The sequence below is a fragment of the Novosphingobium sp. BL-52-GroH genome (assembly GCF_044813085.1).
Classification (GTDB): Bacteria; Pseudomonadota; Alphaproteobacteria; order Sphingomonadales; family Sphingomonadaceae; genus Novosphingobium.
In genome coordinates this window covers 551,386-567,513 of sequence record NZ_CP171149.1, presented here as the reverse complement: position 1 = coordinate 567,513, position 16,128 = coordinate 551,386, and the positions used below count along the sequence as shown (strand labels likewise).

At 65.8% G+C, this 16,128-nt stretch carries 14 protein-coding genes; 10 read left to right on the top strand and 4 right to left on the bottom strand.

The genetic code is table 11. From position 1 onward, the window contains the following. Positions 1 to 94: 94 nt before the first annotated feature. Positions 95 to 1,267, top strand: coding sequence for a CaiB/BaiF CoA transferase family protein (locus tag ACFFDA_RS02470; protein WP_404478288.1), 1,173 nt, complete (start codon positions 95 to 97; stop codon positions 1,265 to 1,267). Then, entirely contained in the window at positions 1,264 to 1,809 is a 546-nt protein-coding gene (locus tag ACFFDA_RS02465; protein WP_404478010.1) for a 2,4'-dihydroxyacetophenone dioxygenase family protein, read from the top strand. Before ACFFDA_RS02470 ends, ACFFDA_RS02465 begins: the two co-directional genes overlap by 4 nt. Before the next feature lie 114 nt (positions 1,810 to 1,923). Here the strand turns inward: ACFFDA_RS02465 and ACFFDA_RS02460 are convergent, their stop codons facing one another. Next, complete coding sequence (locus tag ACFFDA_RS02460) at positions 1,924 to 2,745, bottom strand: hypothetical protein (protein WP_404478009.1); 822 nt, start codon at positions 2,743 to 2,745, stop codon at positions 1,924 to 1,926. Between the two features lie 135 nt (positions 2,746 to 2,880). Between ACFFDA_RS02460 and ACFFDA_RS02455 the strand changes: the two genes are divergently transcribed. Together ACFFDA_RS02455 and ACFFDA_RS02450 are read left to right on the top strand one after the other, a co-directional pair. Then, positions 2,881 to 4,203, top strand: a complete 1,323-nt coding sequence (locus ACFFDA_RS02455; protein ID WP_404478008.1) for an MFS transporter — start codon at positions 2,881 to 2,883, stop codon at positions 4,201 to 4,203. Between the two features lie 91 nt (positions 4,204 to 4,294). Beyond that, the gene (locus ACFFDA_RS02450; protein ID WP_404478007.1) at positions 4,295 to 5,074 is read left to right on the top strand and encodes an SDR family oxidoreductase; all 780 of its coding nucleotides are present in this window, start codon (positions 4,295 to 4,297) and stop codon (positions 5,072 to 5,074) included. 105 nt (positions 5,075 to 5,179) lie between these two features. On the opposite strand, the gene ACFFDA_RS02445 is transcribed toward ACFFDA_RS02450, so the two are convergent. Together ACFFDA_RS02445 and ACFFDA_RS02440 are read right to left on the bottom strand one after the other, a co-directional pair. After that, positions 5,180 to 6,355, bottom strand: coding sequence for an acetyl-CoA C-acetyltransferase (locus tag ACFFDA_RS02445; RefSeq protein ID WP_404478006.1), 1,176 nt, complete (start codon positions 6,353 to 6,355; stop codon positions 5,180 to 5,182). A gap of 55 nt (positions 6,356 to 6,410) precedes the next feature. Then, positions 6,411 to 7,229: an SDR family NAD(P)-dependent oxidoreductase gene (locus ACFFDA_RS02440; protein WP_404478005.1), complete on the bottom strand. Its 819-nt coding sequence runs from the start codon at positions 7,227 to 7,229 to the stop codon at positions 6,411 to 6,413. 130 nt (positions 7,230 to 7,359) lie between these two features. Between ACFFDA_RS02440 and ACFFDA_RS02435 the strand changes: the two genes are divergently transcribed. The 5 genes from ACFFDA_RS02435 (at position 7,360) to ACFFDA_RS02415 (ending at position 12,776) form a co-directional block, all read left to right on the top strand. After that, positions 7,360 to 8,475, top strand: coding sequence for an amidohydrolase family protein (locus ACFFDA_RS02435; RefSeq protein ID WP_404478004.1), 1,116 nt, complete (start codon positions 7,360 to 7,362; stop codon positions 8,473 to 8,475). Between the two features lie 108 nt (positions 8,476 to 8,583). Further along, positions 8,584 to 9,345 carry an SDR family NAD(P)-dependent oxidoreductase gene (locus ACFFDA_RS02430; protein WP_404478003.1) on the top strand — a complete coding sequence of 254 codons (762 nt, stop codon included), beginning with the start codon at positions 8,584 to 8,586 and terminating at the stop codon, positions 9,343 to 9,345. Beyond that, positions 9,342 to 10,529, top strand: coding sequence for an acyl-CoA dehydrogenase family protein (locus ACFFDA_RS02425; protein WP_404478002.1), 1,188 nt, complete (start codon positions 9,342 to 9,344; stop codon positions 10,527 to 10,529). The genes ACFFDA_RS02430 and ACFFDA_RS02425 overlap by 4 nt, the downstream gene beginning before the upstream one ends. Further along, positions 10,526 to 11,599: a phosphotransferase gene (locus ACFFDA_RS02420; RefSeq protein WP_404478001.1), complete on the top strand. Its 1,074-nt coding sequence runs from the start codon at positions 10,526 to 10,528 to the stop codon at positions 11,597 to 11,599. Before ACFFDA_RS02425 ends, ACFFDA_RS02420 begins: the two co-directional genes overlap by 4 nt. Before the next feature lie 139 nt (positions 11,600 to 11,738). Next, positions 11,739 to 12,776: an NAD(P)H-dependent flavin oxidoreductase gene (locus ACFFDA_RS02415; RefSeq protein WP_404478000.1), complete on the top strand. Its 1,038-nt coding sequence runs from the start codon at positions 11,739 to 11,741 to the stop codon at positions 12,774 to 12,776. Positions 12,777 to 12,972: 196 nt separating this feature from the next. Here ACFFDA_RS02415 and ACFFDA_RS02410 read toward each other — a convergent pair whose 3' ends face one another. Further along, positions 12,973 to 13,617, bottom strand: a complete 645-nt coding sequence (locus tag ACFFDA_RS02410) for a helix-turn-helix domain-containing protein (RefSeq protein ID WP_404477999.1) — start codon at positions 13,615 to 13,617, stop codon at positions 12,973 to 12,975. Between the two features lie 86 nt (positions 13,618 to 13,703). On the opposite strand from ACFFDA_RS02410, the gene ACFFDA_RS02405 reads away from it, so the two are divergent. After that, positions 13,704 to 16,124: a TonB-dependent receptor gene (locus tag ACFFDA_RS02405; RefSeq protein ID WP_404477998.1), complete on the top strand. Its 2,421-nt coding sequence runs from the start codon at positions 13,704 to 13,706 to the stop codon at positions 16,122 to 16,124. The last annotated feature ends 4 nt before the right edge of the window (positions 16,125 to 16,128 follow it).

The following is a 16,128-nucleotide window of genomic DNA, read 5'->3' as shown; positions in this document are numbered from 1 at the left end:
TGCGACTTTTCCCGCCGCGTTGAAGCGCAGGCTTTACATTCCGGCGCGGCAAAGCCAAGAAAAAATAAAAGATGTTCAGTTATTAGGGAGCGACCTGATGGGCCCTTTGCACGGGATACGGATCATCGAAATGGGCGGCATCGGGCCGGCTCCTTTCGCCTGCATGCTGCTGGCGGACTTGGGCGCCGAGGTCATCCGCGTCGATCGGCCCGGCGGCGCCAACCAGGGCGGGCTGCTGCAGGATTACGACGTGCTGGCGCGCTCGCGCTCTTCGATCGTGCTGGACATCAAGGCGTCCGGCGCGATTGAGGTGCTGCACGATCTGGTGCGCGGGGCGGACGCCTTCGTCGAGGGTTTCCGACCGGGGGTTGCCGAACGACTCGGGCTGGGGCCGGAGGCGTTGCTCGCGGTCAATCCGGCGCTTGTCTACGGGCGGATAACCGGGTGGGGGCAGGACGGCCCGCTGGCGGCCACCGCCGGCCACGATCTCACCTACATCGCGATCTCGGGGAACCTCCACGGCTATGGCCGGGCCGGAGGCAAGCCGACGCCCGCGACAAACGCGGTGGGCGACTTCGGCGGCGGCGGCATGCTGCTGGTAGCGGGGCTGCTCTCGGCCCTTTTCGCCGCTCGTGCGAGCGGGAGCGGGCAGGTGGTCGACGTGGCGATGGCGGACGGGGCTGCGCTGCTCTCCAGCATGTTCTGGGGCATGCTGGCACAGGGCACCTGGCGCGACGACCGCGGCGTGAACCTGCTCGATACCGGCGCGCCGTTCTACGATACCTACGAAACCGCCGACGGCCGGTTCGTCGCCATCGCTCCGATCGAGCCGCAGTTCTACGCGCAGCTGCGCGGTCTGGCCGGGATCGCCGACGATCCCGATTTCGACGACCAGTTCGACGAGCGCCGCTGGCCCATCATGCGCGACAAGCTCGCCGCGATCTTCGCTACTCGTACCCGCGACGAATGGGAAGCGCGGTTTGCAGGCAGCGATGCCTGCCTCGCGCCCGTGCTGTCGATGGACGAGGCGCCCCGCTATCCGCACAACCTTGCGCGCGGCGCTTTCGTGGACGTCGCCGGCATCGTCCAGCCCGCACCAGCGCCGCGCTTCAGCGCAACCCCGCTGGCGCCCCCGCGCCCGCCCAGGCCGCTCGGCGCCGACGGCGAGAGCGTGCTTCTTGGCCTCGGATACACACACGACGCGATCGCAAGCCTCGCCGCCGAGGGCGTATTTGGCTCGGATCAAAGCGAAAGGACCGGACCATGACCAAAAGTAGTACCCTGAACCGGGATACCGAGGCAATCGCCTACCAGCTGCCGCAGCCGGCCGGGATGATCGCCGACTTGCTGGTGCCCGGCGGCGCGCAGATCGACTGCGACGAGCGTCTCTGGGTGCCGCAGGGCGAGAATGTATGGTTCCGCCCCGTCTCCTTCGCGCCCGGGCAGGGGTTCTACATCAACTACCTGCGCGTGCGCGGCGCCGGGGTGCTGTCGCGCCATCGCCACAATGGCGCGGTGCACGCCTTCACCCATCGGGGGACGTGGCGCTATCTGGAGCACGACTGGGTGGCGACGCCGGGCGACTATGCCTTCGAGCCGCCGGGGGAGACGCACACCCTCGTCATCCCCGACGGCGTCAGCGAGATGATAACGCTGTTCTTCGTGACCGGCGGCTACGTCTACGTCGACCCCCATGGCAAGGCGATGGGGTACGAGGACTGCTTCACCAAGATGGCCGCCGCGCGTGAACACTATGCCGCTTGCGGGCTGGGCGCCGACTATGTCGACCGGCTGGTGGTAGGGGGGTAGTCGTATAGAGGTTTCCAATTCCACCCGCGTCACCGTGAACTCGTTTCAGGAAAACGCGGGGATCGGGTCGATCCATAAGCTATTGCCCAGGTGCCAGTAGGGGCTGGGCGGTGCTCAGGGCGTGACCGCGCGGTGGGCCAGCATCGCCTCGCGCGCGGTCTCGTAGTTGCGGTCGGAACCGGAGAGTCGGAACGCCACGTGGCGCTGACCGGGCTGGAAGCTGTGGCAGGCCGCGGGCATGTTCTGCGCGGCCGAGGTGGGGAAGACGTCGAGGTCCTGGTAGCGCCCGCCCGCGACCAGCAGCGCACGCCGGATGATCGTCGCGTATTCGGCTTCTTCCTCGGGCATCGTCTCGGTCCACTGGCGGAAGCCTTGGCCCAGCGAATGGCCGCCATAAGGCGCAGGGCCGGTGATCGCCTGCCCATCTAGGCTCCAGTGCATCACCCGCGCCCCGTCGCGTAGCAGCGAGACTTCGCCGGGGCCGAACAGGTTGATCTCGGCGGCATTGGCGGCATCCGGATTGACGGTCACGGCGCGGTCGGGAACCTGCACCTCGTATGTCCGGTCCGCACGCCCGGTCGCCGCCTGCACCAGTGCCAGCGCCACGAGGTCGAAGACGTGGGTGCATTGCAGCCGCATGTCGATAAGCCGGCCGAGGTCCGAGGCTCGCGTGATGAGCGGCTTACCCACCAGCGCGCGCAGCGGCACGGCGGCGCCGGCGCACGTCGACCAGGGAAAGCGCGGCGCGGCCATGCCCACGTCGCGCACATGGCCATCGGCATGCTCGATGGTGACGCCGAAGTGATGGTAGTGGTCCTCCAACCACCCGACGACGCGGCCGGGGCCGCGGTGGTCCAGCGCAATCGCCCGGCGGAACAGGCCGCCTGGGTGCGCCTGAACGCCGAAAACGGGTTGGCTGCCGATCCTCGATGTCATCTGAGTGCCCTCTCTCCTGCCATTGCCGACGCTTTTCGACGAGGTGCGATTTGGCGGTTTTAAAAATGAATGGTGTAAGTTAATGGAGGTCGGGTCAAGCGGTTCTCGTCAGAAGAGCTGCCGGGAGAGTGTGTCATGGATGAGCAGCCGAAATTTGCGCAGCGGGAGCGGCCGCTTCGACTAAGTCGAGGGCAATGGTATGTGCTCGCGCTGTTCATGGTGGTCCACGTCATGCTGGGCGTCGACAGGGCCATTCTCTCGGTGCTCGCGGAGCCCATCAAGCGCGAGTTCGGCTTGAGCGACACGCAACTGGGCATCCTTGTCGGTATCGGCTTTTCAGCTTTCTATTCGGTTGCCGGACTGATCCTCGGCTGGGCGGTCGACAACCTCGATCGCAGCCGCATCCTCGCGGCCTGCGTGGTGGTTTTCGGCGCTGCAACGGCGAGCGCAGGCTGGGCCGGGAGCTTCGTCCACCTGCTGGCCTCGCGCCTTCTGGTGGGGGCGGGCGAGGCGGGCGGTGGGCCGGCGATGGTCTCCATCCTATCCGAGCGCTTCCCCCCAGCCCGGCGCGGCCTGGCGATGAGCGTCTTCTATGCCGGCGCACCTTTGGGCCTGCTGTGCACTTTCCTGCTCGGCGGCCTCATCGCATCGACCTACGGGTGGCGCACCACGTTTCTCGTCGCGGGCCTGCCGGCGATCGTGCTCGGCCTGCTCGCCGGCTTCACCGTCGACGATTCGGGCCGCCGCAAAAACGCCGACCCGAACGTCCTGCCGTTCCGTGCGGCGCTGCGCCATATCGCCGGGCAGCGCAGCGCCCGGCTGATCCTGACGGGGGTGATCTTCTACACCGGCTCGCTGACGGCGATGGTGGCGTTCCTCACCTCGTTCCTGATGCGCGCCCACGGGCTCAGCCTCGCGTCGGCCTCGGCCTTTTTGGCGCTGGCATTCGGGGGCGCCGGAGCGATTGGAGCGCCGCTATCCGGCTATATCGTGGACCGCTTGGCCGCGCGCGACATGCGCTGGCGCTCGTGGTGGTGTGCGGCGACGCTGCTGGCCTCGTTCGCGCTCTCGGTGTCGGCGTTGATGGTAGACGGGACGGCCGGCGCGCTGGCGCTGTTCTGCGTCTGGGGCCTGTTTTCCAACGCGGTGAGCGGGCCCGGGGTCGCCACCTACCAATCGGTGCTGGCGGTGCGCGCGCGGGGGGTGGGCATGGCTATCTATTACCTTGTGGCGCACTTGCTCGGAAGCACCTGCGGGGCGCTGCTTACGGGGGTGTTGAGTGACCACTTCGAAGCCCGCTGGTCGCACCTGTCGCTGCGCTACGCGCTCGTGGCGGTCGCGTTCGCCAATCTCGTCGGCGCGTGGTTGTGGTTCCGCTCGGCGACAACCGTGGAAGAGGACACGCTGCGCGCCCACCGGATGGAAGCGGCCAGAGACGTGATGGTCTCAAGGCGATAGAAATTTAAGATATTCATTTTATGTTGCTCCGGGGCTAGACCGGGCAAGTTATGTCGGTCCGGCCGGGCCGCGTTCGAGAGGAGTTGCGTGAATGGAGATTGCAAACATCGCCGCCGTGGTGACCGGCGGCGCATCGGGGCTGGGCGCCGCGACGGCGCGGGCGCTGGCGGCGCAAGGCGCCAAGGTGGCGCTGTTCGACCTGAACGTGGAGAAGGGTGAGGCACTGGCCGCTGAACTGGGAGGCACCTTCTGCAAGGTCGACATCCGCAGCGACGAGGACGTCGATGCCGCATTCGCCAAGGCCCGCGCGGTTCACGGCCAGGAACGCGTGCTGGTCAACTGCGCAGGCACCGGCAAGGCCGTAAAGTCGGTCCGCCGCGACCGCAAGACGGGCGAGATCGTCGTTTTGCCGGCAGCGGATTTCGACCGCGAAATCCAGATCAACCTGGTGGGCACCTATCGCTGCATCGTCAAGTCGGCTGCGGGCATGTTGACCATCGATCCGCTGGACAACGGCGAGCGCGGGGCGATCGTCAATACCGCCAGCATCGCGGCGGAGGACGGCCAGGCGGGACAGGTCCCCTATTCGGCGTCCAAGGCCGGCATTGTCGGCATGACACTGCCGCTCGCCCGCGACCTGTCGAGCGAGGCGATACGGATCAACACCATCCTGCCCGGCATTTTCGACACCCCCCTGATGCACGGTGCGCCGGATGCGGTAAAGGAAGCGCTTTACGCCTCGATCCCCTTTCCCAAGCGCTTCGGCGGTGCCGAGGAGTTTGCAAGCTTTGCGGTGGAACTGGTGCGCAACGGCTATGTCAATGGCGAGGACATCCGGCTCGACGGTGGCATCCGCATGGGCTTGCGCTGACCTGCCGCGGGGCGGACGCCGATCCAGGCCGTTCGACCCGACCCATTTGCCGCGAACCAAGGAAGGACCGGCGGAAGCAACCGCCCCGCCGGTCCTCGAGGTTCGTCAGAGCGCCTCGACGATCGTGACGTTGGCGATGCCACCACCTTCGCACATCGTCTGCAGCCCGTAGCGCAGGCCGCGCGCTTTCAGCGCATGGATGAGCGTGGTCATCAGCTTGGTCCCCGAACTGCCCAGCGGATGGCCGAGCGCGATGGCGCCGCCGTTGACGTTGAGCTTCGCCGGATCAGCCTCCAGTTCCTTGAGCCAGGCGAGCGGAACGGGGGCGAAGGCCTCGTTCACTTCGTAGAGGTCGATCTCCCCGATCGTCATGCCGGCTTTGCCCAGGACGTGCCGGGTCGCCGGGATCGGTTCTTCCAACATGATGACCGGGTCGCCCGCCGTTACCCCGAAGGCGTGGATGCGGGCGATGGGGGTCAGTCCGTGGGCCTTGAGCGCTTCGCCGGAGACGATCATCACCGCCGAGGCGCCGTCGCAGATCTGGCTGGAAGTGGCAGCGGTGATGATGCCGCCCGGCGTCACCAGCTTCACGCCCTGGATCGCCTCCAGCGTGGCGTCGAAGCGGATGCCCTCGTCGACCACGTGGAGTTCGATCGCGCCTTCTGTCGTCACGACCTCCAGTGGAAGAATTTCGGCCTCGAAGGCACCGGCGCGGGTGGCGGCGATGGCGCGCTGCTGGCTTTCGAAGCCGAAGGCGTCGAGATCGTCGCGGGTCAGGCCGTGCTTGGCGGCGATCATCTCGGCACCGGCGAACTGGGTGATCTCGGTAACGCCGTAGCGGTCGAATATGGCCTGGGTGTAGGGGCCTGTGCCGACGCCCTGCTGCAGCGGCGCGCTCAGCGCCAGGCCCATCGGCACGCGCGACATGTTTTCAACGCCCGCGGCGATGACGACGTCCTGTGTGCCCGACAGCACCGCCTGCGCTGCGAACTGGATCGCCTGCTGCGACGATCCGCACTGGCGGTCGATCGTCACCGCGGGGATGCGGTCGGGCAGCGAGGAGGCCAGGACGGCGTTGCGTCCGACGTGGAACGCCTGCTCGCCGGCCTGGGTGACGCAGCCCATGATGACGTCGTCGACGACATTGGGGTCTATGCCGCTGCGTGCGACCACCGCTTCGAGCACGCGCGCAGCCATGTCGACGGGGTGCCAGTCGCGCAGGCGGCCGTTGCGGCGCCCTCCCGCGGTTCGTACGGCGCTTACGATATAGGCTTCAGGCATTTCGGTTCTCTCCGTTGGATCGTGGGAATATGGGGCGCAGCATTTCGGGCGAGGTTCACTTGTCGGAGCCCGACTGTCGCGCCGCGGTGTTCCAGCCGCCGCTATACGAGAAATATTGCGCGGTCTGGTATCGGCTTGTGCCGTCGAGCAGCGGCATGCAGAATGCCGCGAGCTCGGCCATCGTGCCCATGCGGCCAGCAGGGCTCTCGCTTTCGAGGCGGTGACTCCAGGGGCCGGACGGGACGTGGCGATCGTCGAGCCCCTCGGTCGGTGCACCCGGGAAGCCGGGGCCGACGACGTTCTTCGAGCCCACCGCGTTGATGCTTATACCCTCGCCCGCATGTTCGAGAGCAGCGGCCTGGACGAGAAAATTCTGGCCTGCGCGCACGGCGCCGTAAATCGACCAGCCGGGTTCGGGGCGGGCGCCGGCGTCGCTGGTGAAGACGACGATCTGGCCGCCGCCCGTCGCCCGCAGGGGCGGGATCAGGACCTGCAGCGCATGGAGCGTGCTCGTCGCATAGCCGGCGAGGTCGGTGAGATCGGAAGGCGCGGCGGCCAGCAGCGGCCCGCTGCAAAAGACCGCAGCAGTGCCGCTCGGCGGATAGATCGCCGCGCAATCGATGCGGCCGAAGCGGGCGATCGCGCCATCGACCAGCCGCTTCCAGCCTGCCGCTTCGGCAAGCGAGTCGGGCCCTGTGACCGGCACTTCGGCAAGGTCGATCGCATATACATGGGTACGCTGGGCCAACTCCTCCACCAACGCTTTGTGAGCACCATGGAGGACGAGCGAATGGCCACGCGCGGCGAGAGCGCGGGCCAGGGCGGGCCCGACGTATTCACTTGCCCGAGTCACCAGCGCAACGCGTTTGTCCATGCGAAATTTTCTCCTCTCTCCGTCATAATCCGCGCTGTCGCGGCGGTTTCCCGGCAGTGCCGCGCTCTTGCGTTGCTATCAGGATCGGCCTATAAATGAATACAAGTAATTTCACAATCTCGTGGAGTGGATGATGAAAAACCGCATTTTCAGCGCGGACGCGCATATCGTCGAGCCGCGTACGCTGTTCCTCGACGGCCTGCCGGCCAGCCTCCAGAAGCATGCCGTCAGCGCCGCGATGGAAGACGGCTACATGAAGATGAAAGTCGGAGCCGACGTCGTCCACCGCCAGCGTCTCTCGGCGGCGGCCCCCGACGGCGGCGATATTGGCCGCTCCAAACGGAAGGGCGCCTCCAACCTCGTCGGCCGGCTGGAAGACATGGAGATGGAGGGGATCGACTGCGAACTGGTGTTCCCGACGCTCGGCCTGGTGCTCTACTTCGTGCGCGATCGCGAGGCGGCGGTGGCCTCCAGCCAGCTCTACAACAACTGGGCCCTGCAGTTTTTCGGCGAGCACCGGCACATGTTCGTGCCCGCCGCGATGCTGCCCGCGCTGGCGATCGAGGATATCCTCGCCGAACTGCGCCGGGTGGGCTCGCTGGGCTACACCGCCGCGATGCTGCCAACGATCACCGGCGCGGCGCTGCCCGCCTACAACGACGAGGCCTGGGACCCGGTGTTCCGTCTTGCCGGCGAGCTTGGCATCGTTTTCACCTTCCACACTGGCACCGGCGACCGCCCGTGGATTTCCGAGCGTGGACCGGGCGCTGCGGTCATCAACTATGCGACGCAGATGAACGAGGGGATCGACGCGACGATGCGGCTGGTTTCGGGCGGGGTGCTCGATCGCAATCCCGATACGAAGATCTGCTTCGTGGAAAGCGGCGCCAGCTGGCTCGCTGCGCTCGCCGAGCGGATGGACGAGGTCTACGAGGCGCACAACTACTACGTGCGCCCGGTGCTGAGCCTTAGGCCCAGCGAGATCATTCAGCGCCAGGTCAGTTGCGCGTTCCAGCATGACCGCGCCTGCATCATGTCGCGCGAGGTCACTGGCCTTAAGTCGCTGCTCTGGGCGACCGACTACCCGCACGCTGAAGGCACTTTCCCGAAATCGCGCGAAGTCGCCGCGCACCTGTTCGATGGGATCGAGATCGGCGAGGCCGAGAAAGCGGCGATCCTGGGCGGCAACGCCTTCGACCTGTTCCGCCCCGCCCCGCCGCCGCAGGGAATCAAGGTCGCCGCCTGAGCGGAAAGGCATTTTGGTCCACTCGCGGTGCGGCCGGGTCGGCGGCACCGTTGGCGCGGGCGTTTCAGGCGCGCGGGGCCGATCCAATAATTCGAGAAGGATGAAGGCATGGAATTGCAAGGGGTGGGGGCGATCGTGACCGGCGGTGCTTCGGGGCTGGGCGGCGCGACCGCACGAATGCTTGCGGGTCACGGCGCCAAGGTCGCGATCTTTGATCTCAACGAGGAAGTGGGCAGCCAGACCGCGGAAGCGATCGGCGGCATCTTCTGCAAGGTGGACGTCGCCAACGAGGCCAGCGTCGTCGCAGGGATCGACAAGGCGCAGGCCGCCCACGGTGTCGCGCGTGTGCTGGTGAACTGCGCGGGCGTGGCGCCGGCGATCAAGACGGTGGGCAAGGAGAACGTGCCCCATCCGCTCGACGCCTATCGCCGCGCGATCGAGATCAACCTGATCGGGACCTTCACCGTCATCAGCCGATTCGCAGCCAGGCTGGCCGATGCCGATGCGCTCGGCGAGGAACGTGGGGTGATCGTCAACACCGCCTCGGTCGCCGCCTACGACGGGCAGGTGGGGCAGGCAGCCTATGCCTCGTCGAAAGGCGGGGTGGTGGGCCTGACGCTGCCGGTCGCGCGCGATCTGGCGCAGCACCGGGTCAGGGTCATGACCATTGCGCCCGGCATCTTCCTCACCCCCATGCTGATGGGCCTGCCGCAGGCAGCGCAGGACAGCCTGGGCACGCAGGTTCCCCACCCAAGCCGGCTCGGCCGGCCCGAGGAGTATGCCCAGCTGGTCGAGAGCATCATCGCCAATCCGATGCTCAACGGCGAAGTCATCCGCCTCGACGGCGCCATCCGCATGGCGCCGCGATGAGCGCCGCGTCCGTGCTCTCAACCGATGCCGAAGCGATCGCCGACCGGGTCGAGGCGTTCGTGCGCGAGGTCGTGGTGCCTTACGAGAAGGACCCGCGCATCGCCATCCACGGCCACGGCCCGCCCGAGGACCTCGTCGTCGAACTGCGCGCGAAGGCGCGGGCGGCGGGCGTGCTCACTCCGCATATCCTGCCGGGCGGCGCGCACCTGACGCAGCGTGACACGGCGAAAGTGCTGATCCGGTCGGGCTTGTCGCCGCTGGGACCTGTCGCGGTCAACACCATGGCGCCCGACGAGGGCAACATGTACCTGCTCGGCAAGGTCGGCTCGGCCGAGCAGAAGGCGCGGTTTCTCGATCCGCTGGTGCGCGGCGAGGCGCGCTCGGCCTTCTTCATGACCGAACCGGCGGCCGAAGGGGGCGCCGGTTCCGACCCTTCGATGATGCGCACGACCTGCGAGATGGAAGGCAACCATTGGGTCATCAATGGACGCAAGGCCTTCATCACCGGCGCGCAAGGAGCCAAAGTCGGCATCGTGATGGCGAAATCGCAGGACGGGGCCTGCATGTTTCTTGTCGACCTTCCCGATCCGGCGATCCGCATCGAGCGGGTGCTCGACACCATCGACAGTTCGATGCCGGGGGGCCACGCGATCATCGCCATCGAAAACCTGCGGGTTCCCGCCGACCAGATGCTGGGAGCCAGCGGCGAGGGTTTCCAGTATGCGCAGGTCCGCCTATCGCCGGCGCGTCTGTCGCACTGCATGCGCTGGCTGGGGGCGTGCATCCGCGCGAACGAGATCGCCACCGCTTATGCCTGCACCCGACAGGCGTTCGGCAAGCTGCTGGTCGATCACGAAGGCGTGGGCTTCATGCTGGCTGACAATCTCATTGACCTGCGCCAGGCCGAGCAGATGATCGACTGGTGCGCCGGTATACTCGACGGTGGGTCGCTGGGGACGGCGGAAAGCTCGATGGCGAAGGTCGCGGTGTCCGAAGCGCTGATGCGGGTGGCCGATCGCTGCGTGCAGGTGATGGGCGGCACGGGGGTTTCGGGCGACACCATCGTCGAGCAGGTCTTCCGCGAAATTCGGGCCTTCCGCATCTATGATGGACCCACCGAAGTCCATAAATGGTCGCTGGCGAAGAAAGTGAAGCGCGATTTCCTGAAGGCCAACGCTGCATGAGCGGATCGTCGGACGAGAACGTTGGAACAACGGCCGTGCGGGAAGGCTATGGCTTTGACGAAAGGGCGCTGGCGGACTGGATGCGCGGCCATGTGCCCGGCTATGTCGGGCCGCTCCAGGTCGAACAGTTTCGTGGGGGGCAATCCAACCCGACCTACAAGCTGGTTACGCCGGGCAGGGCCTACGTCCTTCGTCGCAAGCCGCCGGGCCTGCTGCTCAAAGGCGCGCATGCCGTGGAGCGCGAGGCCAAGGTGCTGACGGGGCTGGAAAGGGCCGGGTTTCCGGTCGCCCACGTCCATGCCCTGTGTACCGACGACGCGGTGATCGGGACCTGGTTCTATGTCATGGACATGGTCGAGGGGCGCATTTTCTGGGATGCTACGGTGCCCGGCGTCCCGGCCGGGGAGCGAGAGGCAATCTTCGACGCGATGAACGCGGCGATGGCGAGCCTGCACATGGTTGACTATGCCGCCGTAGGCCTTGCCGACTATGGCAAGCCCGGCAATTACTTCGCCAGGCAGATCGCCCGGTGGTCCCGGCAGTACCTCGACGATACCGAGGCGGGGCGGGATCCACACATGGACCTCCTGCTGGAGTGGCTGCCGGCCAACATTCCCGCCGGCGACGATGCCACCGCCATCACGCATGGCGACTTCCGCATCGACAACATGATCTTCCATCCCACCGAGCCGCGCGTGCTCGCGGTGCTCGACTGGGAACTCTCGACACTGGGGCATCCCGGTGCCGACTTCGCGTACAATGCGATGATGTACCGGATGCCACCGCACATCGTGGCGGGGCTCGGCGGCGCGGACATCGCCGCGCTGGGGATTCCCGGCGAGGAGGAATACGTCGCTGCCTATTGCCGCCGCACGGGACGCAAGTCGCTGCCCGGCTACGACTTCTACGTCGCGTTCAATTTCTTCCGCCTTGCAGCGATCTTCCACGGCATCAAGGGACGGGTCCTGCGCGGCACCGCCTCTTCGGCGCAGGCGCACGAACGGGTGCGGGTCCTGCCCGAACTGATGGAACTGGCCTGGCATCAGGCGCGGCAAGCGGGGGCGCGGTGATGAGCGATCCGTTTCTGTTCGAACGGTCGGGCAAAGTGGCTGCCGTCTGCGCCGTTCGTGCGCCGTTGCCCGCACGACACGGCGCGGGGCTTGAGATCGCGGCCCGCACGCGCCGTCCGACAGACTTCAGGGGAGTGCAATGACAATGACGACGATCAACACACGGATCACCCGGATGCTCGGCATCGAGGCGCCGATCGTCCAGGGCGGGATGATGTGGGTCGGGCGCGCCGAACTTGCCGCTGCGGTGTCCAACGCAGGCGGGCTGGGCATCCTGACCGCGTTGACTCAACCCACGCCCGACGACCTGCGCAGGGAAATTGCGCGGTGCCGGGAGATGACCGACAAGCCCTTCGGCGTGAACCTGACGATCCTGCCGTCGGTCAACCCGCCACCTTATGCCGAATACCGCAAGGCGATCATCGACAGCGGGGTTACCATCGTCGAGACAGCGGGCCACAAACCCCAGGAGCATGTGGAGGATTTCAAGGCGCATGGCGTGACCGTCCTCCATAAGTGCACCGCGGTGCGCCATGCCCTTTCCGCCGAACGGATGGGCGTGGACGCGATCTCCATCGACGGCTTCGAGTGCGCGGGCCATCCCGGGGAGGACGATATTCCGGGCCTCGTCCTGATCCCGGCGGCGGCGGATCGCGTGACTGTGCCGATGATCGCCAGCGGAGGGTTCGCCGATGGCAGAGGCCTGGTCGCCGCGCTTGCGCTGGGGGCCGAAGGCATCAACATGGGGACACGCTTCTGCGCGACAGTGGAGGCTCCGATCCACGAGCGGGTGAAGCAGTTCATCGTCGACAACGACGAGCGCGGGACCAACCTGATCTTCCGCAAGTTCCACAATACCGGCCGCGTCGCTCGCAACAGCGTATCGGACGACGTCGTGGCCATCTCGGCTCGGGCGGATTCCGTCTTCGAGGACATTCGGCCGTTGGTGTCGGGGGCGAGGGGCCGCCTCGCGCTGGAGACCGGCGACATCGATGCCGGGCTCGTCTGGGCGGGACAGGTCCAAGGCCTGATCCGCGATATCCCGACCTGTGCGGACCTCGTCGCGCGTATCGTGCGTGAAGCCCGCGAGATCATCGTATCGCGGCTGGCGGGGATGCCGGAGGTTGCTGAAAGGCCCGTTCGCCCCGGGACGCTCGCTGAACTTCCGGTACGCTAAGGAGAACCTTCCACGAATTGATCTGCCCCCCTGAGTTGCCCACAGACTATGATAGTCTGGACCACGAAAGGGACGGCGGACGACAACCAAGCGCTGACGGAGGACTTGGCGCTTCGCCTGGGCGTGGCGCTGCGTCGGGCTGCGGCGCTACTGAAACGCGTCGGAAACTAGCGCGCCCGATGATTAGGCAGCGGCATCACGACGAAAGCCCGGCTGCCGCCACGGCGACCATTGTTTCGAGTATCATGGACGAGTCCGAAGCGGAATGCTCCGAGGAAGGTGGGAGAATTTCCGGACTGTCCACGAGACGAAGCCCGGAATCGAAAATGTCGATGACGAACATCATCCGCACATCGAATTCCGCGCGGGACAGGTGTGACGTGGCGGCCCGCAGCATGTCGATGACGTCGTTGACGGCCGCAAGATGCCGCGAGCCGAACCAGCCGGCACGATACCGCGGGTCGATCCGCACCTGCGCGGAAAAGCGTGAATAGCGATGCTTTCCCTCCGCATCGACCTGGTCGATTACGGGACCGATCATCGCCCAAAGCAAATCGACGATCGTCGGATGCTCCATGGCGCGAAGTCGTTCGACATATTCCTGACGCCGGCGATTGATTGCGGGGAGCCGTGCCTCGAACACGGCATCGATAAGCCCCTCGCGCGTCTTGAAATGATACTGAACGGCAAATTTGTTGGCTTGCCCTGCCGTCTCGGCGACTTCCTGCAAGGGCACATTGTCGATGCCTCGCTCGCCGAAGAGTTTTTCGGCCGCATCTATCAAACGTAAAGCGGATGGTTTGAACCTGCGGACCTGGGGCTCTTCGTCCGAAACCTTCATACGGGAAACCTATCGTGGATGCGCGTGCATATTGCCGGCATCGGCAATGGTCCAGCGCGCAAATTCGATGAAGCCACTCAAATTAAGTGTCGACACTTAAATTGAGTGGCTGTAGTCAGTCATCGTCGATGCGGCCATCCATACGAGCCGCACGCAGGGGGTGGGTATTTATGAAGGCATGGATGACGGCTCTGGGCGGAGGTGTTTCTCTCGCTGCGCTGGGCTTCCCGGCACTGGCACAAACTGTTGGCAATCCGCCTGTCGCTGCAAGTGCGGGAATTGAGGATATCATCGTGACGGCGCGCCGCGAGCAGGAGAGCCTGCAGACCACGCCGGTCGCGGTAACGGCGGTCGGTGCTGAATTTATGAAGCAATCGCAGGTTGGCGACATAGCCGATCTGCAACGCAGCGCGCCCAGCCTGACGATCGCCACGGGCGCTCCATCCGCGTCCGGCTTCGCGTTCGTCGCCATTCGCGGCCAAGGCAGCCTTTCCGCCGGCGTCGCGGTCGATCCTGCCGTCGCCATGTACATCGACGGGGTCTATATCGCGCGACCTTCCCAGGCGCTCGTCGATCTCCAGGACATAGCCCGCGTCGAAGTCCTGCGCGGGCCACAAGGCACGCTCTTCGGCCGCAACACGACGGGCGGAGCCGTCAACATCATCAGCGAGGATCCTGTAGGCCACGTCGAGGGCAGCGTGCGCGTCGAGCTTGGGAATTACGACTACCGCAGCGCCGGCGCCACGCTCAACCTCCCGATCCAGGGAGACGATCTGGCCTTGCGGATGACCTATAATTATCGCGAACGGGGTGGCTACGGACAGAACATCGCGATCGATCGCGATGCCAACGACCTGAAAAGTCATTTCCTGCGCGGCAAGCTGCGCTGGAACCCCGCCGGTGGACCTTGGTCGGTGACCCTGGCGGGCGATTATAGCCATCAGAAGGACGCCGGGCAGCTCGTCGCCCTCGGGGGGCTCAACATGACGACGAGCGCCATCCCGGCGGCATTGCGAACGGCGATGGCCGGATATCTGCATACCAAAGACAATTGGTACGATACGGCGGGCACCGGCTATGCCGACGCCTCCCAGAAGCCGTTCAATGCTACGGAGGCCTATGGCGGATCGGTTACCGTCGATGGCGAAGTAGGTTCGGCGAAGCTCAAGGCCATCACGGCATACCGCTATAGCAACGCCACCGGGTTCATCGATCTCGACGCCACCCCGATACCGATCCTGGCAACCGAAAGCGGCTATCTGTCTCGCGCATGGTCGCAGGAATTTCAGCTATCCGGCGACCTCGGATCCCGGCTGGACTGGATCGCGGGCGCCTACTATTCGCGCGAGACAGGCGTCGAATATTCGGTCAGCCAGACTTTCGGTTTCGCCGGCGGCCCGTCCAGCGTCAACGATGCTGACGTGAAGAACGTCACGGCGGGAATTTTCGCCCAGGCGAACTACCAGATCGCCGACGGCCTTCATGCGACCGCGGGCCTGCGCTGGACATGGGACAAACGGCAGGTCGTGCTGCACAATCTGCGTAACGCGGCGGCGGGGCCAGATGCAACCTTGCCCAGCGGCTTGCCCAATTGCGCGGTTAGCGTGGATAGCGCCGGAGGCCCTTGCAACCAGACGCAGGTCGCCCGGTTCGACTACCCCGCCTGGACGCTGGGGGTAGATTATCAGGTGGCGCCCGAGCTGTTCGTTTACGGCAAGACGAGCCGCGCCTCGAAATCGGGCGGCTGGAACCTGCGCCTCGGTTCCATTCCCGCGTTCGCGCCGGAGACCGTCCGCGATGTGGAAGTGGGGCTGAAATCCGGACTGTTCGACAATCGCGTCCGCTTCAACGTCGCCCTGTTCCACACTTGGCTCAAAAACACGCAACGCGTGGCCGCCGCCTTCGTCGGGGGCACGCAAACGACATATTTGGTGAACGCCGGCAATGCTAAGATCTACGGTGCCGAATTCGAACTGACCGCGCGGCCGTGGACCGGAATGGAAGTGCGCGGCAATCTCGCGCTGCTTCACGGCGCCTACGACAAAGGCACGTTCACCGAGAACCAAATGGCAGGCGGCGTGCCCGTCGTCGTCGATCGCAGCGACGAGCCCTTCCTGCAAATCCCCAAGCGGCAGGTCTCGATCGGCGCGACGCAAAGCCTGGGAACCGCCGCAGGCGAACTGTCGCTTCATGCCGATTATTCGTACATTTCGAGCCAGTATTTCTTCACGTCGACGCTCGCTGCCGGCGCCTCGCCCGCTGCCATCTCGCAAACCGCCATCGGGAACAGGCTTGGTCGGATACCCGGTTACGGACTGCTGAATGCACGGGTGGGGCTGGCAATCGAGGGTACCGGCCTGGAAGCCGCCGTATTCGCGCGTAACCTGGCGGGCAAGAAATACCTGACCCGCAGCTTTGCGAATCTTTACGCCACGCCGATCGGCGTTTCGACGGACTATGTCGGCGATCCCATGACCTGGGGCGGCAGTCTGACCTATCGCTTTTGACGGA